15 protein-coding genes are annotated in these 23,710 nt (G+C 36.6%); 2 read left to right on the forward strand and 13 right to left on the reverse strand.

The window, feature by feature from the left end; all coding sequences use genetic code 11:
- The first annotated feature begins 59 nt into the window (after positions 1 to 59).
- A complete protein-coding gene (locus RK02_RS04365; RefSeq protein ID WP_016183047.1) occupies positions 60 to 362 on the forward strand; it encodes a DUF1827 family protein in 303 nt (100 codons plus the stop codon).
- Between the two features lie 111 nt (positions 363 to 473).
- Here the strand turns inward: RK02_RS04365 and RK02_RS04370 are convergent, their stop codons facing one another.
- The 6 genes from RK02_RS04370 to recX form a co-directional block, all read right to left on the reverse strand.
- Positions 474 to 2,054 (reverse strand): peptide chain release factor 3, encoded by a 1,581-nt coding sequence (locus tag RK02_RS04370; protein WP_016183048.1) that lies wholly within the window; start codon positions 2,052 to 2,054, stop codon positions 474 to 476.
- A 126-nt stretch (positions 2,055 to 2,180) separates the two neighbouring features.
- Positions 2,181 to 3,551, reverse strand: coding sequence for a hemolysin family protein (locus tag RK02_RS04375; protein ID WP_016183049.1), 1,371 nt, complete (start codon positions 3,549 to 3,551; stop codon positions 2,181 to 2,183).
- 132 nt (positions 3,552 to 3,683) lie between these two features.
- Positions 3,684 to 4,766, reverse strand: a complete 1,083-nt coding sequence (locus RK02_RS04380; RefSeq protein ID WP_016183050.1) for an AI-2E family transporter — start codon at positions 4,764 to 4,766, stop codon at positions 3,684 to 3,686.
- 222 nt (positions 4,767 to 4,988) lie between these two features.
- Positions 4,989 to 5,522, reverse strand: a complete 534-nt coding sequence (gene ntdP, locus RK02_RS04385) for a nucleoside tri-diphosphate phosphatase (RefSeq protein ID WP_016183051.1) — start codon at positions 5,520 to 5,522, stop codon at positions 4,989 to 4,991.
- A 105-nt stretch (positions 5,523 to 5,627) separates the two neighbouring features.
- The gene (mutY, locus tag RK02_RS04390) at positions 5,628 to 6,857 is read right to left on the reverse strand and encodes an A/G-specific adenine glycosylase (RefSeq protein WP_016183052.1); all 1,230 of its coding nucleotides are present in this window, start codon (positions 6,855 to 6,857) and stop codon (positions 5,628 to 5,630) included.
- A complete protein-coding gene (recX, locus tag RK02_RS04395) occupies positions 6,847 to 7,650 on the reverse strand; it encodes a recombination regulator RecX (RefSeq protein ID WP_016183053.1) in 804 nt (267 codons plus the stop codon). The genes mutY and recX overlap by 11 nt, the downstream gene beginning before the upstream one ends.
- Positions 7,651 to 7,829: 179 nt before the next feature.
- Here recX and rlmD point away from each other — a divergent pair, with 179 nt between their 5' ends.
- Positions 7,830 to 9,200, forward strand: coding sequence for a 23S rRNA (uracil(1939)-C(5))-methyltransferase RlmD (gene rlmD / locus RK02_RS04400; protein ID WP_016183054.1), 1,371 nt, complete (start codon positions 7,830 to 7,832; stop codon positions 9,198 to 9,200).
- Between the two features lie 65 nt (positions 9,201 to 9,265).
- On the opposite strand, the gene RK02_RS04405 is transcribed toward rlmD, so the two are convergent.
- The 7 genes from RK02_RS04405 to RK02_RS04435 all read right to left on the reverse strand — a co-directional run bounded on the left by RK02_RS04405 (position 9,266) and on the right by RK02_RS04435 (position 23,554).
- Positions 9,266 to 13,603, reverse strand: a complete 4,338-nt coding sequence (locus tag RK02_RS04405) for a PolC-type DNA polymerase III (RefSeq protein ID WP_016183055.1) — start codon at positions 13,601 to 13,603, stop codon at positions 9,266 to 9,268.
- A 115-nt stretch (positions 13,604 to 13,718) separates the two neighbouring features.
- Positions 13,719 to 15,362: a proline--tRNA ligase gene (locus tag RK02_RS04410; protein WP_016183056.1), complete on the reverse strand. Its 1,644-nt coding sequence runs from the start codon at positions 15,360 to 15,362 to the stop codon at positions 13,719 to 13,721.
- Between the two features lie 38 nt (positions 15,363 to 15,400).
- Positions 15,401 to 16,669, reverse strand: coding sequence for an RIP metalloprotease RseP (gene rseP / locus RK02_RS04415; RefSeq protein ID WP_016183057.1), 1,269 nt, complete (start codon positions 16,667 to 16,669; stop codon positions 15,401 to 15,403).
- 325 nt (positions 16,670 to 16,994) lie between these two features.
- Positions 16,995 to 17,801 (reverse strand): phosphatidate cytidylyltransferase, encoded by an 807-nt coding sequence (locus RK02_RS04420; protein WP_016183058.1) that lies wholly within the window; start codon positions 17,799 to 17,801, stop codon positions 16,995 to 16,997.
- A complete protein-coding gene (gene uppS, locus RK02_RS04425) occupies positions 17,801 to 18,601 on the reverse strand; it encodes an undecaprenyl pyrophosphate synthase (RefSeq protein WP_016183059.1) in 801 nt (266 codons plus the stop codon). Before uppS ends, RK02_RS04420 begins: the two co-directional genes overlap by 1 nt.
- Positions 18,602 to 18,771: 170 nt before the next feature.
- Positions 18,772 to 21,360 (reverse strand): GBS Bsp-like repeat-containing protein, encoded by a 2,589-nt coding sequence (locus tag RK02_RS04430; protein ID WP_016183060.1) that lies wholly within the window; start codon positions 21,358 to 21,360, stop codon positions 18,772 to 18,774.
- Positions 21,361 to 21,379: 19 nt separating this feature from the next.
- A complete protein-coding gene (locus RK02_RS04435) occupies positions 21,380 to 23,554 on the reverse strand; it encodes a GBS Bsp-like repeat-containing protein (RefSeq protein ID WP_016183061.1) in 2,175 nt (724 codons plus the stop codon).
- Positions 23,555 to 23,710 lie beyond the last annotated feature (156 nt).

Consider the following 23,710-nt stretch of genomic DNA (forward strand, 5'->3'; position numbering starts at 1 on the left):
TTATTTTATAAGGAAATACATTATAATATAGATAGGGAAAAGAATTCGAGGTGAGAGCAATGAAATTAGTCAATGTAACCAATAGTCATTCTCGTCTGGTACTGAGTCAACTAGAGAGTACCGATGCTGAAATGGTTAAGGTATATACTGCCGGTGACACCCTAGTCATCTATACCTTAGCACCAAATCACGTGGAAATTTTGTTGTACAACGAGAAACGAACCATCCGCAATAGTGAAGTTAAAGAAATTTTGCAGCATTTTTTAAATAAACTACCAGCTAACGTCTATAATGAAGATCAAATCCAAACTTTAGATTCTGAAGGCTTAATTGAAATCTCCATTCCAAAGAAAGCCAGCTAGTAGCTTATCATGATTCATTTAACATAAAAGCAAAGGTACACCCGGCTGATTTACCGAATGTACCTTTGCTTTTTTACTTATTCATAACATATTGAAAATAAGCTCGCTATATTACATCAATGATTTTAATTCTACATCTGGATATTTATCCGCAAACCAGCGCATCGCAAATTCATTTTCAAATAGGAACAACGGCTGATCAAAACGGTCTTTCGCCAAGATGTTTCGACTTGAGCTCATCTTTTCATCCAAATCTTCAGGATTAATCCAACGAGCAATTTTATTGCCCATTGGTGTCATGACTACTTCTGCATTATATTCATTCTTCATACGATATTGGAAGACTTCAAATTGCAATTGACCGACAGCCCCAATAATATACTCATCAGTTAAATAGGTCTTATAAAGCTGAATCGCACCTTCTTGAACTAATTGATAAATGCCTTTATGGAAAGACTTTTGCTTCATTACATTTTTTGCAGTGACACGCATGAAAATTTCCGGCGTAAATGAAGGCAGTTCTTCAAATTGAACCTTTAATTTTCCTTCTGTTAAGGTATCACCGATTTGATAATTTCCTGTATCATATACACCGATAATATCACCAGCAACGGCTTCTTCGATATTTTCACGAGTATCTGCCATAAACTGGGTTACATTACTTAGCTTCATCTTTTTACCTGTGCGTTGTAAGGTAACATCCATCCCTCTTTCAAAAGTTCCGGAACAAATACGGACAAAAGCAATTCGGTCACGGTGCGCCGGATTCATGTTCGCTTGAATTTTAAAGACAAAACCTGAGAATTCTTCAGTTAATGGATCTAATAGTTCACCTTCTACTGTTTTATGTGCATGAGGAGCCGGCGCAAACTGTAAGAAGGTTTCTAAGAAGGTTTGTACACCAAAATTAGTTAAGGCAGAACCGAAGAAAACGGGCGTCTGATCTCCACGAGCAATTTTTTCTTCATCAAAGGCATCGCCTGCTTCTTTTAACAATTCCACTTCTTCTAAGACTTGTTGATAAAGACTATTTTGCGTTAATTTATGATCAGATACAATTTCACCATTTTCATCTAATGGTACAAAACGCTCATTATCATAACTTTCAGGACGATATAATTCTACGCGATGATTAAAGCGATCATATAGACCTTCTAAACCTTTTCCCATACCGATTGGCCAATTCATCGGATAAGATTCAATATTCAGTAATTCTTCTAACTCTTCTAATAAATCTAAAGGTTCACGTCCATCACGGTCTAATTTATTAATAAAAGTAAAAATTGGAATACCACGTTTTTTTACAACCTGGAATAATTTTTTCGTTTGGGCCTCAATCCCTTTCGCGCTATCGATAACCATCACTGCACTATCCACAGCCATTAAAGTACGATAAGTATCTTCAGAAAAATCCTCGTGTCCTGGAGTATCTAAAATATTGACCCGTTTGCCATTATAATCAAACTGCATCACCGAACTAGTTACCGAAATCCCACGTTGCTTTTCAATTTCCATCCAGTCCGATTTGGCAAAATTACCGGTTTTCTTTCCTTTAACCGTGCCGGCTTGCCGAATTGCGCCACCAAAAAGCAGTAATTGCTCAGTAATTGTAGTTTTCCCAGCATCCGGGTGGGAAATAATCGCAAAGGTTCGTCGGCTATTCATTTGTTCTTTTTGTTTTGGATTATGCATTCCGCTCTTTCTTCCCTTTCTTTAAAGTTCATACCAAAATAGTATAGCACACATTGCTTAAGCTTGGCTATCGATTGCCAAAAAGAAGTTGTAACTAAATAAGCTACAACTTCCTTAAATGACTATTTATCTTCTAGGTTCATCGTCTTCAAACTCTTTACGAAAAAGCCGACGTTCCTCATCTGGTTCTACTTCTTTATTTTCATTAAAAATCGCACGTAGCTTCACTAAACGTGTGCCTTCCATCTCTTCAGCAACCAAGGTCAATTGATCAATTTCAAAAGACATCCTATCCCCTTGATCTGGAATCGTCCCTAAGGCTGTAATCAAATAGCCTGCCATCGTATCTACATCTGACATATGCAGATTTGTTTGAAACACATCGTTAAAATCTTCAATTAACATGCGACCATAAACAATATATTCATTTTCACTGACTTTTTCATACAAAGTTTCTACTTCATCGGATTCATCATCAATTTCCCCAACGATTTCCTCTAGCAAATCTTCTAGAGTCACTAAGCCAACAACGCCACCATATTCATCTAATAAAATAGACATTTGGTTTTGCGTTTTTTTCAACTCATATAATAAATCATCGATAAAAATCGTTTCTGGCACAAATAATGGTTCCTGCAAAATATTGCGTAAGTTTAGCTTTTCAAAGCCAACTTTATAGGCACCTTTTAATAAATTCTTGGTGTGTAAAATCCCAATCACTTTATCTTTATCATCATCGTATACAGGAATACGCGAATAATTTTCTGATAAGATTTCTGTAATAATCTCATCAATTGGTCGATTAACATCCACCATAAAGGCATCCGTTCTTGGTACCATTACTTCACGCGCTACTTTAGTATCTAAAGAAAATACCCCTTGAACCATCTCTAGTTCATCATCTTCTAAAACGCCCTCGTTTTCTAACATATAGCGCATCTCATCACGGGTCATTTTATTATCTTCATCATCAAAATCCATCGGTGTTAATTTAGCCAATAGTGAAGTTGAGGCTGACAATAACCAAACAAACGGCTTAGCCACAAAGCCTAAAATCCGAATCGTTCCAGAAGTAAAATTAGCTACCTCTTCAGATTTATTCATCGCAATGCGTTTTGGATACAATTCACCAAACACAATCGATACATAGGTCAAAATCCCTAAAACGATAATATTTGCAATACTTTTCGCAGTAGCCCCACCACCAAAGACTGGCGCTAGACGAGTAGATAAAGTATCCGCTAAAGATGCCCCTGATAAAATATTTACCAAGGTAATCCCAACTTGAATGGTAGACAAAAAGTTGGTTGGATTTTCAATAATTTTTAAAAGTTTTTTTGCTTTAACATTGCCATCATCAGCTTTTTGCTCCAAACGATTACGGTTCACCGATACTACCGCAATTTCTGAAGCTGCTAAAAAAGCATTAATCAAGGTTAAAACAATTAGTAATAAAATTTGCGCAATAAGCGACTGACTCTCGGGGTCAGCATTCATAGTTGCATTCTCTCCTTATTCATCAATCTTATTTTATATAGAAAAAAAGCGTGGATAAATCCACGCTAAAATCGTAACACAAAACAAAAAAGTTTGCAATCTGTAACTACTATTATTTAACCCGTAGTTTTTTTATGCTTCTTTAATCATTCGATAGATAAAGGCAATGACTGTTTTAGCAATTGCATATAATGGTACCCCAAGGAAAATACCCAATAAGCCGGCTAAATTACCTGCTACCAGTAAAATAAAGATAATCGTCAATGGATGAATGGATAGTGACTTACCAATAACATTTGGATAAATGATATTCGAGTCAATCTGTTGGACAACTAATACCACACCACAACAAATTAAACTTTGAATAGGATTGGTAAAAATCGTTACAAAAATAGCTGGCATTAAGCCTAAATAAGGGCCTAAATAAGGAACCAAATTTGTTAGTCCAGCAATGACCCCTAGTAAAAAGGCATAATCTATCCCAAATAATAAATAGCCTAAAAAAGTAAAGGTCCCAACGAACAAACATTCAATCATCTGTCCACTAATATAACTAGCCAATGTGCGATTCATTTCTTTACATAAATTAGCCACCTGATCTTTACGTTTTTCAGGAACAAATTTTAAGATTCCTGGTAATACCTTTGGCCCATCTTTCATCATATAAAATAGAATAAATGGAACAGTAATGATTAATACAATTGCTGAGGTCAGCGTTGAAAAGACTGAGCCTAGACTATTGGCTAAACCACTCATGAATTTTTGAATAATTGTACCATAGGATAAATCCCATTTAGCCAGCTCTTGATTAATATCAAAATGTTTAAATGTTGGTGATTTGGCCAATTCGCGAATAAAATCTTCTATTTGTTGAATCAAACTAGGAATACTCGCCGCTAATTGGGAAAGCTGTTTAATTAAATTAGGTAAGACCGTCATAAAGACTAAGGCGATAATCGCAATCAATAATAAAAAGACAATAATGACTGCAAAAATTCTCTTCAGATGGAATTTTTTCGTCAATAGTTCGATTAACGGATTTAACATATAATATAAAAAACCAGAAATTAAAATAGGTGCAAAAAGCGTCGAGAAAAAGGTTCCTATCGGATGAAATAAAAAACTAACCTTAGTTAAGACAAAAGCTAAAGTTGCTAGGACTAATAGCTCGACTGACCAAAACAATAGCCTAGATTGGCGAATTTTTTCAAACATATTCTTCCTCCAAATTTTTTATGCCTTTATTATAACCCATTTTGAATAACTTTCCCAATCAGAACCTCTACCTTGTATAGCACTACTCTGTCAATAAACTGAGTTACTTGTAAATATTTTATAAATGTCAATTTTACTGCCAAACTAAAGTAAGTTTGCCGATTACTCAGCAATTTAAAATTATACAAAAAAAAGAAGCAGATAAAATCTGCTCTTTTTACATCATTTCTGCGACAATTGCTTGTAGCGATTATACCAAATATCAACGTAACTATCTGAGAAAGGGCCTTTACTATTATTAATCCAATCAACTAGAATCTTAACATTTTCCTTGAGAATAAAGTCTACATCTTGTGGATAATGCATAATCTTACTGTGTAATTCGTATTCATCCACATCTAGTAAACGTTTCTCCCCATCCGGAAAAACCTTAATATCTAAATCATAATCAATGTACTTCAGTGCTTCCTCATCTAATAAAAATGGTGAAGCTAAATTACAATAATACGACACTCCCTTTTCTCTAATCATCGCTATTATATTGAACCAGTATTTTTTGTGAAAATATACAATTGCTGGCTCGCGGGTTACCCAGCGTCTACCATCTGATTCTGTCACTAGTGTATGATCATTTACGCCAATCATTGAATATTCACTGGTCTTTAAGACCATTGTATCACGCCACGTACGATGCAATTTGCCGTCATGTTTGTAGCTTTGAATGCTAACAAACTCTCCTTCTTTCGGAATTCGCATCTTAACCCTTCCCTCAGCAGCTTTTTTGTGCATTTGTTCGGGTGCTATACACCTACGTCAAGAACTATTATAACAATAAACTGCGATAAACGCTAGAAATCTTTATTAAAGTTTGTCATTTTTCTTTAATTGTTCAAACCATTTATGTTGAATTTTAGGAATTGGTAGTCGATTTAAGTCATTTTGTGTATAGAGATATTGATTTTGAGTAATCGTCTCTTCTACCATCCGACCATAAAATAATAAAGTATGCCATTTTAAATGGGTAAATATATGTTTTACTTCACCAAGTGAGCGTTTTTGCCAAATAATTTGTCTTGTTAATGATAATTCATTTTCTAGATATTCATTATATAGCTGCGTTAACCGTTGACTTAATTCACTAAATTGTGTTAATGGATAAACCGCTGCCTCTTCAGCTACCTTATCTTCAGCAAATAAAGTTAACTGTTGATTAACTTGATCGTTTGGATAAACATTTAGCTGTTGATATAAAGTCTCACTGACTTCAATTAATGGAAAATGAAGCATATCAGCTAACAATCGTTCATCATCGCGTTTTTCAAAGACAAATGCCCCTTGGTTATTTTGAATCGCTAGGGCAATAAAATATTTATGCTTTGGTTTCATTTTTTTAGATTTCACTGGAAAAGCTAACTGTTGATTAGTCTGTTTAGCTAAACAAAAATCAGCTAATGGACAACGATTGCACTGAGTTTGCGTAGGTAGACAAATACTTGAACCTAAATCCATAAAAGCTTGATTAAACTCACCTGGATAATTAGTATCAATAATTTTACGGACTGCTTGATCAAACACTTTACGACTACTTGCCTTAGCAATATCGTCTTCAATTAAAAATAAACGACTAACTACTCGCATAACATTGCCATCAATAGCTGGTTCAGCCAAGCCAAAAGCAATACTACTGATTGCCCCTGCAGTATATGGACCGATGCCTTTTAACTTAGCAATATCTTTAGGCTTGTCCGGAAACTTTCCATTAAAATCTTGCATAATTTGTTGAGCAGCAATCTTTAAATTTCTAGCTCTAGAATAATAACCTAGGCCTTCCCAGGTTTTTAGCAATAAATCATCATCAGCATTCGCTAGATCAGCAATTGTTGGAAATCTTTGCATAAATCGTTCAAAATAGCCAATAACTGTATCTACTCTTGTTTGTTGTAACATGATTTCTGAAATCCAAATACGATATGGATTACGATCGAGCCGCCAAGGAAGTAGCCGATGATTTTGCATGTACCAATTGACAAATACCTCTTGTAGTTGCTTAATTTCAGCTAAAGTAAGCTTATCCCAATTATTACTCGTCATCTATTTCCACCTGTTCAAGATATTGTTGAATCAAATCAAGCTGGTAGCCTTTTTGATATAATTTTTGTTTTAGTTTTTGTTGAAATTCATAATTATTTTTCGCTTTGATTCGTCGCTTGCTTTTTTCCGCTTCTTTAACCAATCGATCCCACTCCTGTTCTTCATCGATCGTTGGCGCAATTGCTTGCATGGCCTGATCTATCAAACCATAACTAAAGCCTTTTTGAACAAAAGCAAGTTTGATTTTTTGCAGCTGCTGATAATGACTTTTTTGACTGGAGCGTTGTAACATTTTACTCATCGATTTTTTTAAGATTGTTAACTGTATTTCTGGCGTATAATCTAGCAATACTTGTTGAATAATTGAATCACTTACGCCTTTTGTGCTTAATTTTTGGCGAATAACCATTGGACCTTTATCGCTTAATCTTAAAGAAGTTCGCAAATAGCTTTTGGCATACGCCAAATCATCTAAAAGCTGTTGAGCTTTTAAATATTGACAAATTCTTGTAATATCTGCATGACTAATTTCTTTTTTTAATAAATAATCAATAATTTCTTTTTCAGTGCGTAATTGATAACTCAAATAATTTAAAGCTTGTTGCAAACCATAATCATACATCGAAGCTTGTTTAATCTGCTCAATTTCTTCAGTTGTCAATTCCTTACCTTTTAACAAGCGAAATTTAACCAAAACATCTTCTGATACTTGTAATTGTTGTTGATTATCTAAATCTAGCTGGTAAAGACCTGACTTTAATTGCTTAATTTTTTCAATTTGCACCACGATCACTACCTTTCCTTTATTTCCTAACCTATTCATTTTAACATAGCAAAGCTAAAATTGCAGAACATTTGTTCCATTTTTAACAACTATCTATCTAAATTCCTTGTTTATCTCACTAAAAGATATTTGGCAAACTATCATAGAATATGATAGTATGAAGCGAATGTAGTTAACGGAGGGAAGAAATGGTTTTATTACAACCAAAACAAAAAATACAATTAACCATAAAAAAATTAGGGATTAACGGCGAAGGAATCGGCTATTATCGCAAATTAATTATTTTTGTACCTAAAGCCTTACCTGAAGAAGAAGTCTTAGTTGAAATCGTCCAAGTAACCCCAAAATATGCTGAAGGCAAACTACGAAAAATCATCAAAAAAAGCCCTCAGCGAATCACACCCGCTTGTAAGTTTTATGATGAGTGCGGGGGCTGTCAATTACAGCATCTAGCTTATCCAGCACAATTAGATTTTAAGCGTGACCTACTAAGACAAGCCCTAAATAAATTTAAACCAGCTAATTACCAAAGCTTTGAACTACGACCAACTATTGGGATGGATGAGCCTTGGCATTATCGGAATAAAGCCCAATTTCAATTGCGCTTTAATCAAAAAAGTAAACGGATTGAAGCTGGTCTTTATCGGGAAAATTCCCATCAACTTGTAGCTATTGATGATTGTTTAGTTCAGGAAAAAACCACGCAAAAGGTGTTAAATACTATTGTTCGTCTACTTAATCGTTATCAAATACCGATTTATGATGAACGGAAAAAAACTGGCTTACTCAAAACCTTAATGGTCCGTATTGGAGTGAAAACTGGTCAAGTCCAGGTTGTCTTGATTTCAGTAAAAGAACAAATACCACAATTAGCCAGTCTGATTCGTTTAATCAACCAGCAATTACCTGAAGTTACTTCAATTATGCTAAATTTACAGCCTAAAAAGACCTCGCTTGTCATGGGCGATGAAACGAAATTACTCTGGGGTAAAGCAACAATTGATGAACAAATTAATGAAGTGCATTTTCATCTATCCGCACGTGCCTTTTTCCAATTAAATCCTCAGCAGACGGAAATCTTATATCAACAAGCAATTGATGCACTTGATTTGACTGGACAGGAAAAAGTCGTCGATGCTTATTGTGGAGTGGGAACAATCGGTCTTTCTTTAGCAAAATATGCTAAAGAAGTGCGTGGAATGGATATTATTCCTAGCGCTATTGAAGATGCCAAGGAAAATGCTAAAAAACTTGGGTTAACCAACACTCACTATGAAGTGGGGACTGCTGAAAAGCTGCTACCAAAATGGTTGGCAGAAGGCTTTAGACCGGATGCGATTGTGGTTGATCCACCAAGAACCGGCTTGGATCCAAAACTTTTAAAAGCACTTTTAGCTTATCCTACTAAAACATTAGTCTATGTTTCCTGTAATGTTTCTACTTTAGCGCAAAACCTAGTGGAGCTTAGCAAAATCTATCGAGTGGAATATTTACAATCAGTCGATATGTTTCCACATACTGCGCGCTGTGAAGTTGTCTGCAAATTGACCTTAAAATAAAGTTAAACATGCCAAGAATGCTATCTATAGTACTCTTGGCATGATTTATAGTTAATGAATTAAATTTACAGCATGTCAAATAAAGATAATTGATTCTCATCTGGTAGGCCATCTAGTACCCCATTTTCACTCATGTACTCAATTAATGTTTTAGACACCTTGCCACGAGTAGCTAAATCTTCTTTAGATAAGAATTTTCCTTCTTCGCGTGCAGCCACAATTTGTTTGGCAACGTTTAGCCCTAAACTTGGTACTGCTCTAAATGGCGCAATTAATTTATTTCCTTCAATAACAAAATTCACGGCATCTGATTTATACAAGTCAATCATACCAAATTCAAACCCACGTTCGAGCATTTCATTGGCTAATTCTAACACCGTTAATAAGTTTTTCTCTTTAGCCGAAGCTTCCAATCCTTTATTATTGATTTCTTCCATACGAGCCTTCACCGCAGCCTTCCCACGAGTCATCGCAATCAAATCAAAATCATCTGCACGAACTGAAAAATATGCACAGTAATAAAGTATTGGGAAATAGACTTTGAAATAGGCCACACGTAGAGCCATTAAGACATAGGCTGCCGCGTGCGCTTTAGGGAACATATATTTGATTTTTAAACAAGATTCAATATACCATTCTGGCACCTCTTGTTTACGCATTTCTTCTTGCCAATCATCAGGAATTCCTTTCCCTTTACGAACGCTCTCCATAATTTTAAAGGCAAGCCCGTTATCTAATCCAGCATGCATCAGATACACCATAATATCATCACGACAACCAATTACCTCAGCTAGGGTGGCCTTGCCTTGACTGATTAATTCTTCCGCATTACCTAGCCAAACATCCGTACCGTGAGAAAGACCGGAAATTTGTAATAATTCGGCAAAAGTGGAAGGATGCGTTTGTTCTAACATTCCTCGTACAAAACGCGTACCGAATTCGGGTATACCTAGGGTTCCTGTTTTAGAACCAATTTGCGCTTCAGTCACCCCTAAAACCTCAGTTCCTTGGAAAATTTCCATCACTTTAGGATCATCAGTTGGAATCGTCTTAGGTTCGATACCGGATAAATCCTGTAGCATCCGTATAACCGTCGGATCATCGTGACCAAGGATATCTAGTTTTAAAATATTATCGTGAATGGAATGGAAATCAAAGTGCGTTGTCCGCCATTCAGCATTTATATCATCAGCTGGATACTGAATCGGTGTAAAATCATAGACATCCATATAATCAGGAATAACAATAATCCCACCCGGGTGCTGACCAGTTGTCCGTTTTACTCCAGTTGCTCCTTTAGCTAAGCGATCAACTTCGGCTGAACGATAATTCAAATCATTATCCCGTTCATAGCCTTTAACGAAACCATAAGCTGTTTTATCAGCAACCGTACCAATTGTTCCCGCACGATAGACATAATCTTCACCAAACAAGACCTTAGTATAATTGTGCGCTTGTGGCTGATATTCACCAGAAAAGTTTAAATCGATATCAGGGACTTTATCCCCATGGAAGCCTAAGAAGGTTTCAAATGGAATATCATGTCCATCTTTTTTCAGACGTGTCCCACATTCTGGACAAGCTTTTTCCGGCATGTCAAAGCCCGAGCCGTAGCGACCATCATCATAAAATTTTGAGTACTGACAATTAGGACAATAATAATGTGGGGCAAGTGGATTTACCTCGGTAATTCCGGTCATTGTCGCAACGAAGCTAGAGCCAACTGAGCCACGAGAACCAACCAAATAGCCATCTTCATTGCTCTTATGCACTAATTTTTGCGAAATTAAATAAATCACGGAAAAACCATTACCGATAATCGAATTTAATTCCTTTTCTAATCGTTTTTCCACAATTTCAGGCAAAGGATCCCCATATAATTCTTTGGCTCGTTTATAACTTAAATCAGTAATTTCTTGCTCTGATCCTGGAATTTTAGGGGTATATAATTCATCCTTAACCGGAATGACCACTTCACACAAATCATTTATTTTATGCGTATTTTCAACAACGATTTCATAAGCTTTTTGTTCACCTAAAAATTGAAATTCTGTCAACATTTCGTCTGTTGTTCTAAAATGGACTTCAGGTAAGCTGTGTCGATTCAAGGGATTTCCTGGTCCCATTGAATTAATTAAAATTTTACGATAAATCGCATCTTCTTTATTGAGATAGTGGACATTTCCAGTAGCAACGACTGGTTTATTTAATTCCTCACCAATTTTTACTAGATTAGCGATAATTTCTTCTAAATCTTGCTCATTTTTAATTAATTCCTGCTCAATTAAAGGAGCGTAGACAGGTTTTGGCATCACTTCAATATAGTCATAAAAACGGGCAAGTTCTTTGGCTGCTTCATAGCCTTTTTGCATCATTGCCACAAAAACTTCACCCTTATCACAACCAGTACCGACTAACAAGCCTTCTTTTAGCTTAACAAGCTCCGTTCTCGGAATACGAGGAACCTTATCATGAAAGTATTTTACATTTGATAAAGAAATTAATTTAAACAGATTCTTTAAGCCAGCTTGCGTCCGTACTAAAATCGTAGCATGAAATGGGCGAGCTAATTTATATGCATTTTCACCACCTACATGTCGATTTAAATCCTGATGTAAAAACATATCATGCTTTTCCATCGCTTCTTTAATAAAAATCCAAGCTAAATGCGCGGTTGCTTCAGAGTCAAAGATCGCCCGGTGATGCTGCTCTAATGCTACATTGAATTTTTTGGTTAAGACACCTAAACCAAACCGTTTAAACTCTGGATATAAAAAGCGCGCTAATTCCAAAGTATCGATAACAGGATTGGTCGCTATCGGCATGCCTTTTTTCTGATAACTAGTATTTAAAAAGCCAATATCAAATGAAGCATTATGGGCAACTAAGATTGCATCGCCGGTAAATTCTTTAAACATTGCTAAGACTTCAGCTTCAGATTTTGACCCTTGTACCATATCATCAGTAATACCGGTCAATTCAATCGTTGTATTTGAAAGTGGATGACCTGGATCGATAAATTCATCAAAGGTATCAATAATATTGCCTTTATGCATCTTCACGGCAGCTAACTCGATAATCGTATCATAAACCGCAGAAAGGCCAGTAGTTTCCACGTCAAAAACAACATAGGTCGCATCATCTAAAGCTACAGGCTGTGGATTATAGGCAACTTCTACCCCATCATCAATAATATTTGCTTCGACACCATAAATAATTTTCACGCCAGCCTTTTTCCCAGCCTGGTGCGCTTCTGGAAAGGCTTGTGCGCCGCCATGATCAGTAATCGCAATCGCTGGGTGTCCCCATTTACCTGCTTGCGCGACCAAATCAGTAATCGAATTGGTGGCATCCATCGTTGACATATTAGAATGCAAGTGTAGCTCGATTCTCTTTTCATCTTCTTTGGCATAATCTTTACGCGTTTCATGACTGACTTCCATAATGTCTTGCGCCTGAATCGTTAACTCATGAGAGAAATTATCCTCTTTGACACTACCTCTTACTCGTACCCACATCCCTTTTTTCAAGGCATTGAACATCTCAACATCCTTATCATTGTTTGAAAAACGTTTAACAATAAAAGATGAGGTATAATCGGTAATTTTAATCTGCAATAACGAACGTTTCGAGCGTAATTCACGAATTTCTAAATCAAAAATATAGCCTTCAAACACCTTTCGATTTTCTTCTTCGACAATCTCAATCATCGGTGTGATTTCTTCATTGTTGGCAATTTCACGACCTAGTAAAATCGGTCCGGTAATCGTAGGTGTTTCATTTGCTTTTTCTTGCTTGCGTTTTTCAGAATGAATAATCGCCTGAGTGGCTTGTTCCACTAAGAGCGCTGTTTGCTCCTCTTGATGCTGGGCAAAGGCAATTTGTTCTAAACTAGCTAATTCTTGATCTAATTGCAAATGCATCCGTAAATTGGGAAACCCATATTGTCGATAATTTTGACTAATTACTGGTATATATTGTTGTTCTAATAAAGGAATAATTGACTCATTGCTTACAGATAAATAAATTTTATCCTCTTGAATATAAGGCTTTTGCCCTTTTAAAGCTTGCTGAATCATTGGTGTTTCACAATTCGCATTCTGTAATGCAGTATACCAATAATCTTGAAGTAAGGCTTGGTCAAATTGACTTTGATCCACTTGAATAGTTACCTTAATTTGAGCAATTGCTTGAAACGCCATAGATAAATGATTGATAAAATCATGATACAAAGCATAGGGTAAAATTTCAGGAAAATGAAACTCAAAAGCCCAGCATCTTTGTTTCTTATGTACAATTACCTGCTTAATTTGGCCGGCTTGTATTGCAGGATGATTCTGCCATTTAGCCGGCAATTGGATGTGTTCTAATAGTATTGCAAATTTTTCTTTTTCTTGTGACAAAAAGCAAACCTCCTGACTGAATGCTCACTAGCCTTCATTATACCAAATTTTCTAGATATAGCCTATTAAATAACACATAAAAGCTGTGGCTTTACTAAAAAACCACAGCTTCGCACTACATTTCACCAAGTAAAATCGCCAAGGTTGACAATAAATCATCCTTGCGCACTTCGACTTGAACATTTTGATTGGTCAAAAACAATTCAACGACCCCTTCAATCGCCTTTTTACCAACGATAATTCGAATCGGACAACCAATCAAATCCGCCTCAGCAAACTTCACACCCACACGCTCATCTCTTTGATCGAGCAAAATATCATATTGCTTTGGTTGTAAAATTTGATAGATTTCTTCCACTAATTGACTCTGATGATAATCTGCACGATGCATTTGCAATAAATGAACATCATAGGGGGCAATCTCAGCAGGCCAAATAAATTGATTTTGCTTACGACACTGTTCAGCAATTAACGCAAAAATTTCCGATAAATTCATCGCATAATGACCAAGATAAACCGGAATCTGTTCATTCTCATCATTAGTGACCTTTGAGAGCAATTCACTAGTTGCCAAAAGCTGATAGGTTTCAATTTGAGCCAAACGATTGCCCATTAAGCCGACCAATTCGCCTTGATTTTCCGGAGCTGCATCGCCAATTTGCACCAAATGTAAATCAGCATATTCGCTAACTGCTAAATCAGTGGGTAGATTAATTGGATAAAAAGCCTCTGGTAGTATAGGAATTAAATCCAAATAATAGTTAGCAAATTGCTGCGTTTTTACATCAGCTATCACGCGAAGCTTCCCTAATAATGCTGATAAATCGGCTACGTTGCCAATGATTTCATGTGCTTCTTCTATGGAAAGCTCACGCATTTCATCCGTCTGAAAATAATGCTTCATTTTTGAAATACTTAGCTGGTCTTCAGCTAGATAAAACACCATAACCAGTTCATCATTTGCTTGATAAAAGCGATAGGCTAAAGCTGGCACTTGTCGCTTTTGAAGTTCATCCGCCTGTTTAGCCGAAACCGTGGCTAAAGGTAAAAAAACTTCATGTGTTTTATGTATTTGTAGATAGCTCTTTGCCATCGATCTCAAGGCTGCGTAATCACCTTGGTTAGCAATAACTAACGCTTCTTTCCCTAAATGGGTTTCACCAATAAACACCCTTGACTTGCGACAAGCCAAGCTAGCCTCATCAACTACACTACGATACTTTAATTGACAGCTTTGTAGAAAAGTTGAAAAAACCGCTAGCAAACGTTGATACATCTCATCTAAGCCAGCCTCATCAACATGCATGAAATAACCATCCACAAACAGCGCATGACTTTCATGAAGTAACGTCTTGGCTTGCTTTTCTTCGCTGACTTTGACCGTTTGAATTTGAAAAAAAGTCAAAGGTAATTGCCGATAGGATTGAATTTCTCTACTCAAAAACTGGATAACCGACAAATCAGTTAACGTTAAATCGGTAATTAATTGGCGATGATGATCTGTTAAGGAATAAGCACTAGCTTTAACTAGCTCATTAGTCACCGAAAAACGCAATTCATTGGCGTCAATTTTTTGTAATTCCTCCCTAAGCATCGTTTCTAATTTTTGTAAAATCCGATTCGCTAAGGGCAAATAAGCATACTCGCCATTAGCCATTGGTCGAAGGTAGCCGCCTTTAATGAGTAAATCTGCTAAGCTCGTGCTGTTTACCTCTTCAGCTGACTTTTGCGTAGGAATAAACAATTTCATCTGTTGCATACATTAACTCCATTCATAATCAATCCATCCCCAACAACTTATCTAAAAAACATGCGCTGAATATCATTCCACGTAACTAAAACAAACAAGATTAAAATTAAGCCTACGCCAATCATTGTAATCAAACCTTCATGCTCTGGTTTCATCGGTTTACCACGTAAAAGCTCTACAATATTTAACACTAATTTTCCGCCATCCAAAGCAGGAATAGGTAATAAATTAAAAATCCCAATATTAATCGAAATCAACGCCATGAAATAAAGAATCGTCTTTAAGCCTTGACTAGCCACAATGGAAGATTGTTGATAAATAGCTACCGGCCCCCCTAATTTATCGATATCCGGATGAACAATCATCGAACCCAGGGCTTTAAAAATCTGGGTAGCCATATCCACCGATAATTGAAAGGCCCCAGTGATGGCCACCCCAATGCCTGATTTTTGTGCCATATTTACCCCAATTTGGCCAACCTTTTGCGTACCGCTATCGACTGCATCCGGCGTTAAAGTGGTTTGATACTTCTTACCTTTACGCTCATAGGTAACGGTTAATTTTTCTTTTGGATGAGCCTGGATAACACTTACTAAATCATTCCAATCATCCACCTTTTTGCCATCAAGTGATAAAATACGGTCACCTTGCTTTAAACCAGCCGCTTGAGCTGGACTATCCGGTAAAATACTACCTAATTTACTAGTCGAAGGATCGCCTACTCCGCCCTGTAAAACAATCAAAACCGCACATAAAATAAAAGTCAAAATAAAATTATTCATGGGACCAGCGAAATTCGTCAGCATACGACGACTCAATTTCGCTGATTGAAATTGTACATCTCTAGGCGCAATTCGAATCTTCGTCCCATCGCTTTCAATCAAGGTCGCATCATGATCGACTGAATAAGTGACCATGTTTTGATCATCACCATTAACATACCCACTAACAGTCAAAGCATCAACCAAATCACTTTGCGCCACCTCAAATGGGATTGCATTGGTTAGCTGAAGTTTTTGACTCGTATTAATCGTCTGAACAACCTCATGTTCATCTAATACCAATGAAACAAACATTCCCGGTTGTAAATCCTCGCCCTCATCGGCACCAGCCATTCGCACATAGCCACCTAAAGGCAACATCCGAAGGGTATAAGCGACGCCATCTTTTCCTTGCCATTGTAAAAGCTTTGGTCCCATTCCAATTGAAAATTCACGAACCAAAATCCCTGACCTTCTAGCAAAATAAAAGTGTCCAAATTCATGAACAATAACTATGACTGAAAAAATAATGATAAAAACTAAAATTGTTTTCATAAACTCTCCTTGATTACTAAAATATTACACATGCTCTAATTTTATCACAACTCATAATTATGACAACTTTTCTGTTAGTTTGTAACAATAATTTAATCGAAAATTGGTGATTTTTACTTTAGCTTTATCTTCTTTCATTTTTCTTTTAAAAATAATCCGTGCTAACAAGCAAGATAAACAGAAAAGTTGCTCCATTATTTAAAAAATTGAAAGCGAACTTTTTTTCATACAGCGCGTATTCCTCAATTCTTCTCCTAGCTTACCGAATGCTTGAGCACTCCTTTAATCTAAAAAAACGTGGTGAAAAATCACCACGTTCATCTTTTTAAATCAATCCTAGCAAATGCATGATTGGAAAAACAAATAGCATACTGTCAAAACGATCTAAAATTCCGCCATGTCCTGGCAGTAATTTGCCTGAATCCTTTACACCAAAGTAGCGTTTAATAGCTGATTCAACCAAATCACCAAATTGACCAACGATAGATAGGACAATCGTCATACAAGCAACCACAAATAAAGAATGGTTAAAATAGGTTTGCGCATTAAAAATCAATAAGTAAATAACAGCAACAACTACCGCTGATAAAATCCCACCTAACGCACCTTCAACTGTTTTATTGGGTGAGATTTCTGGCCATAATTTATTTTTTCCATATTTACGACCAATCATATAGGCACCAATATCCGTTGCCCATACAATGAAAAAGGCAAACATTAAAACAATTAAACCATCATTATCCATACGAGCGGAGACAAAATTACCAAAGCCTACCCCAACATATAGACTAGCTAATATCGGAAAACCGGCTTCATCGATGGTATACATATTTTTTGAAATAACAGATAAGCCCAAGATAAGCATAACCACTAGGTAAAAAAGCATCCACTTATCGGTATTAATTGGTAAAAAACTAAACCAAGGATTCCGTGGTAAAACCAAAATTACCGCACCTAATGCTGATAAAATTCCTTCAAAACTAATTAACTTCAAGCCTTTCATCCTAAAAAGCTCATAAACTCCAATCACTGCCAAAATCGCTGCGGCTAGCTGTAAAGTAATCCCACCGACATAAATAATCGGAATAAAGACAGCCAAAGCAACGACGGCGGTAATGACGCGTTTTTGCATTATTTATTCTCCTCCTTTTGATTTAAGCCCCCGAAGCGTCGATCACGTTGCTGATAGCTTGCAAAAGCCAGCTCTAAATCCGCTTCATTAAAATCAGGCCAAAATTTGGGTGTGAAGTATAATTCACTATAAGCAATTTGCCATAGTAAAAAATTACTAATTCGTTCTTCGCCACTTGTTCGAATCATTAATTCAGGGTCACGATAATCTGCTGGTAAAAAGCTTGTCATCAAATGATTAGATACCAGTTGTTCATCAATTTGACTAGCCGATAATAACCCTGCCTCTTGTTTTTCACAAATCTTTTGAATTGCAGTTAATATCTCAGCTCGTGAACCATAATTAATCGCAAAGTTTAAAATCATTCCTGTACAATGCTTAGTCTGTTCCATCGCTCTTTTAACCGCATCGAAAGTATGACTAGGTAAATCTTCTAAATAACCCATTGCATGAACCTTTACATTTGCTGCAATCAAATCAGGAACAAAACTTTCAAAAAAATCAACAGGTAGCTGCATCAGATAGTTGACTTCATCATTTGGCCGTTTCCAATTTTCAGTTGAAAAAGCATATAAGGTCAATACTTTGACGCCTAAATTGGAAGCATGCTTGGTAATTTTTTTGACATTATCCATTCCAGCTTTATGGCCAGCAACCCGTGGTAAACGCCGATTTTGCGCCCAACGACCGTTTCCATCCATAATCACTGCTACATGCTTAGGAACCCCAAGCTGAGGATTAAAAGTAACAGTAGCGTCTACTTGCGCTGATTTTTTCTTTTCAGGAAAAAAACGAAACACCTAGTTCGCCTCCTATCAAAATTCAATCTTATCTTCCCTATTATACCATAGTATGAAAAAAATCATATGAAATTTTCTAAAAGCTTCTGTATCCCCTTTCGATAAAAAAAAGCGCTCACTTCACCCTAAATTCTAAGGCAAAATGAACGCTAAATCGCTAAATAACTATTTTAAATAAATGGTCGGCCGACTCCTAAAACATAAGGATGTTGCCAATCGACAATCGGTGAAATCATCACCCGATTTGGCCATGACTCAATCACTTGATTATTGCCTAGATAAATAGCCACATGAATGACTGTTCCACGACCATCATGATAGAAAATCAAATCTCCACGTTGTCTAGCACCATAAGGAACTTTCATCAATTGTGGTGAAGCCCACATATTTCTTGATTCATACTCATAACCTGGTAAAGCATGACGAATCGGATTAATTGGCGACATATCTAAGCCAGCAGCATACAACGCTTGCATCGCTAAACCACTACAGTCTAAACCTAAGCCTGGTGCACCAGATGCCCCAATGACATATGGATCACCTAAATAATCATAGGCACGACTAATCATCGCTTCAATATGATCGCTGCGACTACTTTGTCGATTGACTCTAAGTGGACTTACATAAGCGCCTAAATGATACCAATCATACTCCGACAAGCCCATTGCTTTCCAAGTACGTAAATCAACTACCCCATTAACCGGTAGTCCACTTCTAGCTTGGAATTGACGAACAGCAAATTGGGTCCGTGGTCCATAATGCGCACCGCCCATACCAATATAACTACCCGCTCCTAAGCGTTGAATCACCTTAGCTACTTTTAAGCCTTCATAGCCATAGGATAAATTATAGCCAGAATCACCAATATTGATTTCATCCTTGATTTGATAATATGGCGCAGGATTTTGATATCTACGTGGATTCACTTTCACATTGGTTGTAGTGTAGGCAATTAATTGACTACTACCATTGGTATAATCAACATAAACATGGACATAATACAAGCCGCTTTCATAATGATGATTTTTGGTATTCACATTTAATACATAATTATGATTTTGTTTGGTCGTATTATACCATTTCAAATCATCTTGACCATTATGGTCAGTCCAAACAGCCATTCTTACACCTTTAACTGCCCCATTTGCTAAAAGATTATTTAAAGTTGCTGTAAATGTCCCAGCATTAGGATCTTGATTTGAAAATGTAATGAAATTAGCTTTAATATCAGTAATATTAAACTGCGTTTGTCCTAAAATCTGTAGCTGATTATTTCTTCTCGAATAGGCGTGAGCATTATAGGTACCTAATTCCATATGATTACCTAAAGGAACGACGGTTTGCCAAGAAGAACGACCTATTTTATTGGCAGCATACCACTGAATATCATTTTGGCCGTCCTTTTCACCCCAAGTTGGCAAAAGCACTTCTCCACCTTCAGACCAATGTTTTAACTTCAAAGTAACAGTTTCTTTATCTGGATTTACAGTCGCTAAAAGCTGTGGAGCAGCCTTAGATTCAGTTACATTCAAGGTAGTATGTCCAACAATTTGGAAAATTCCTCGTTCGTCACTAGTATACGCATGCACAAAATATTTACCGATACTGTCTTTATGATTGGCTGTATCCACTTGATAGGTATATTGATTTCCATTTAATTTGGCATCATACCACTTAAGATCGTCTTGTCCTGACGCTTCACTCCAAACCGCAAATTTCACACCAGTTAAAGCAGCCGGACTTTGGGGAGCTGATAACTGGATATCAAAAGTTTGATTATTGTCATCTTGAGCTGTGATGACCGGACTTGCCTCAGCAATCGGCTGAATACTAAAAGTCGTTGTGCCGACTAATTTTGGTTTTCCGCCTTTGAAATCATACACATGAACTTGATAGCTTCCACTTTCTCGATGATTGTTAGTATTTACAGTGAATTGCCAATTATTGCCTTGTTGTGTCGGACTATACCATTGAATATCATTTTGCCCATTTGCTTCACCCCAGACTGCAAATTTCAAGTCCGGTTGAACCACACGATAATTCTGTAATTGAATCTGGGTCGTTTTTTGCGTATTATCAGCAGTTGCGGATAACTTAAAAGCTGTATCGGCAGTCACTTGCTGTGTTTTTTCAGCCATAAAATGTAACTGACCAGTTAAATCACGGACATAAACATGGGTACGATATTGACCTGTTTCAAAATTATGCTCACTTGATGCAATGGTTGCTTGCCAATTATTACCTACTTTTTTTGCCATATGCCAAACAATGTCATCTTGCCCATTTTGATCGGTCCAAGTAGGAATGAGTACTTCTTTAATTAAATTAGCGTTTTTGTTTGGGGTAAAAGTCACTTGATAGTTACCACCAATCGAGTCAACTTGATCAATTACTGTCTGACCTTCAATGGATAAATCAACACTAACTTGTGTGGCTGCCACAAATTGTGGGTGCTGATTTTTAAAATCATAAATATGAACTTGATAGACTCCATTTTCATGGTGATTCAACAATTGTGTCGTTAAGGTTGCATTGGTCGTTTGATTATTTAAATCATACCATTGGATATCATTTTGCCCACTTGCTTCACCCCAAATAGCTGCTTTATAAACGCCATCATGATTGACATCAGCTACTGATAACTGTAAATTACCTTCATTTACCGTTGTTGAAACTTGATCTGCTTGCGCTTGGCTAACAACGCCCAAAGAAGCCAAGGAAAACCCAATACCTAAAACTACACTCGCTACTTTTCTCATCTCTATTCTCCTCTCATCCTTATCTAACAACCACGGCCATTTTTCGGGCTTCATATATGCTAGCAAATTTACTTGCTGGCATCCAATACTGACCGTCAATTGGATCTGTGACAAAAACCGTTCCATTATGCTTATTAAATCCCGAAAGAGTCACTGCATGATTATTATTTGGCACTCGACCAAATTGCCAAATTCCCCAAGCAAGTGGTGTCATATGCACTGTTACATAAGCAACAACTGGATTTCCTTGCCAAATCTGATCTAATAATTGACTAGTTGAACTACCCGAAATATTGCTCACATTCCCATACCTTTGTCCCCATTTGGTTAATGCTTGGTCAAAAATTGCGGTAAACTGCCAATTATTAGCAATAAACGGACTACCAACAAAACCTGTATAAGGCGTACCATCTGTCGAATGTGGTATTTCATTTAAAAAGCTTCGTGGATTATATTGTTTAGCATAGCCTTTTGCCTGTAATGCTTGTAATAAAGCCACGCCTTCACAACCAACCGGTGCCCCCCAAGCATTTTGATTATAATAAGGAACTGAAAGCACACGTTGTTGATAATCACCAGATAATTGAACCGGATTTAATGCAACCATTGTTTGATGGTTTGCATAATTTGTCAAATAAACATGCACCTGATAAAGACCATTTTCATAATTATGATTAGCCACATTCATCTGAACCTGGTAGGTGTCGTTATTCACTTTTTTTGCTTCGTACCAATGAATATCACTTTGATTACTACGGTGCCAAATTGGAACTCTAATCTGTTTGATACCCTGATGTGTCTTTGCATGAATCGTGACAATAAAAGAACCCAGATTTTGATTTACCTGTTCGATATTGGCTTGGATAGTATCAGGATATGTCTGAAAAGTAACATCAGGTAAAACGGTCATCATTGGTATATTCTTTTTTGTATAGGCATAAGCATGAAGATGATAAGTTCCACGATAAAACTGATGCTTAGCAATATCCATTTGCGCCATATAACTACCATCTGCTTGTTTTTGCGCTACATACCACACAATGTCACTTTGATCTGCCCTACTCCAAATCGGTACATACACTCGATCAATCCCTTGAGTAGAGAAAGCCTGCACACGTACATTTAAACGACCATTTTCATCATCGAAATTTTGAACCTGCGCATTGATCTCATTTGGATAATTATCCGAAAAATGAACATCATCCAAAACTTGAACCTTAGCTTGATTCAATTGATTATAAGCATAAACATGGAGATGATAGTTGCCGCGATTTTCCTTATGGTTTTGAATATTCATATGGGCTAAATAGCTACCGTCCGTCTGTTTTTGTGCTACATACCAAACAATATCGCTTTGATCTGCTTTACTCCAAGTAGGAACATAAACTCGCTTAATGCCATGAACTGATGATGCTAGCACCCTTATATCCATACTACCAGCTTTATCATTATAATTCTCAATACTTGCTTGCACCTCATCAGGATATTCATTAAAGGTTATATCTGGAGAAACTTGTACAAGTGGTTTGGAACTATTTTTAAAATAAACATAGGTATGGATATGATAGTTACCACGATGATACTGGTGCTTGGCTAGGTCGATTGATGCATGATAATTGCCATCATTCTCTTTTTTAGCCGCATACCATTGAATATCACTTTGATCATCAGCGTGCCATATTGGAAGATACACTTGCTGTATTTCACGAGCAGTATTGACTTTTACTGTTAAATCTGCCCGCCCAAGTTTATCTTGAAAATTCTGAATAGTAGTTTCAAGATTTTCTTCAGGCAGAGTATAATGCTGATCATTTAAAACAGCAGTCACACAACTACCATCTTCAAGATAAGCATAGACATGCATATGGTAAATCCCTTCATGATATTGATGGATCTTAGGGTCAAAATTCACTTGGTAAGTATTTTCTGCTATTTTTCCAGCCTGATACCAATGAATATCACTCTGATTATCCATATGCCAAATAGGTACATAAAGTTGTTTTATTTTTAACTGACTAGCAGTATTAATAGTTAACTGCCAGCGATTTTGCTCTACACTAGTTATTTGTGTTTGCAATGGTGAAGCTACAGCTATATTTGACAATTCATCAGCTTGTAGCCTAAATGGCAATAAGCAAAATAACACCCCAATAATTCCCAACAAAAATAGCTCTATGATTGGTTTCTTTTTCATTTTTTTACCGTTGAATCCAAACACTTATCCTTGTAAATTCACTATATAAACCTTAAATATGAAGGTAAAGTTTCTATTGATATCAACGATTTTTTCGCCCCCTTCTATTAGTACCATTATAACTACAATTATTTAATCTCGTCTAGTTATTTGTAA

This window comes from Enterococcus columbae DSM 7374 = ATCC 51263 (assembly GCF_000406925.1).
Classification (GTDB): domain Bacteria; phylum Bacillota; class Bacilli; order Lactobacillales; family Enterococcaceae; genus Enterococcus_E; species Enterococcus_E columbae.

Coding starts and splice junctions, on each gene's coding strand:
- RK02_RS04365 (WP_016183047.1), top strand. CDS start 60: ATGAAATTAGTCAATGTAACCAATAGTCATTCTCGTCTGGTACTGAGT.
- RK02_RS04370 (WP_016183048.1), bottom strand. CDS start 2,054: ATGCATAATCCAAAACAAAAAGAACAAATGAATAGCCGACGAACCTTT.
- RK02_RS04375 (WP_016183049.1), bottom strand. CDS start 3,551: ATGAATGCTGACCCCGAGAGTCAGTCGCTTATTGCGCAAATTTTATTA.
- RK02_RS04380 (WP_016183050.1), bottom strand. CDS start 4,766: ATGTTTGAAAAAATTCGCCAATCTAGGCTATTGTTTTGGTCAGTCGAG.
- ntdP (WP_016183051.1), bottom strand. CDS start 5,522: ATGCGAATTCCGAAAGAAGGAGAGTTTGTTAGCATTCAAAGCTACAAA.
- mutY (WP_016183052.1), bottom strand. CDS start 6,857: ATGACGAGTAATAATTGGGATAAGCTTACTTTAGCTGAAATTAAGCAA.
- rlmD (WP_016183054.1), top strand. CDS start 7,830: ATGGTTTTATTACAACCAAAACAAAAAATACAATTAACCATAAAAAAA.
- RK02_RS04410 (WP_016183056.1), bottom strand. CDS start 15,362: ATGCAACAGATGAAATTGTTTATTCCTACGCAAAAGTCAGCTGAAGAG.
- rseP (WP_016183057.1), bottom strand. CDS start 16,669: ATGAAAACAATTTTAGTTTTTATCATTATTTTTTCAGTCATAGTTATT.
- RK02_RS04420 (WP_016183058.1), bottom strand. CDS start 17,801: ATGCAAAAACGCGTCATTACCGCCGTCGTTGCTTTGGCTGTCTTTATT.
- RK02_RS04430 (WP_016183060.1), bottom strand. CDS start 21,360: ATGAGAAAAGTAGCGAGTGTAGTTTTAGGTATTGGGTTTTCCTTGGCT.
- RK02_RS04435 (WP_016183061.1), bottom strand. CDS start 23,554: ATGAAAAAGAAACCAATCATAGAGCTATTTTTGTTGGGAATTATTGGG.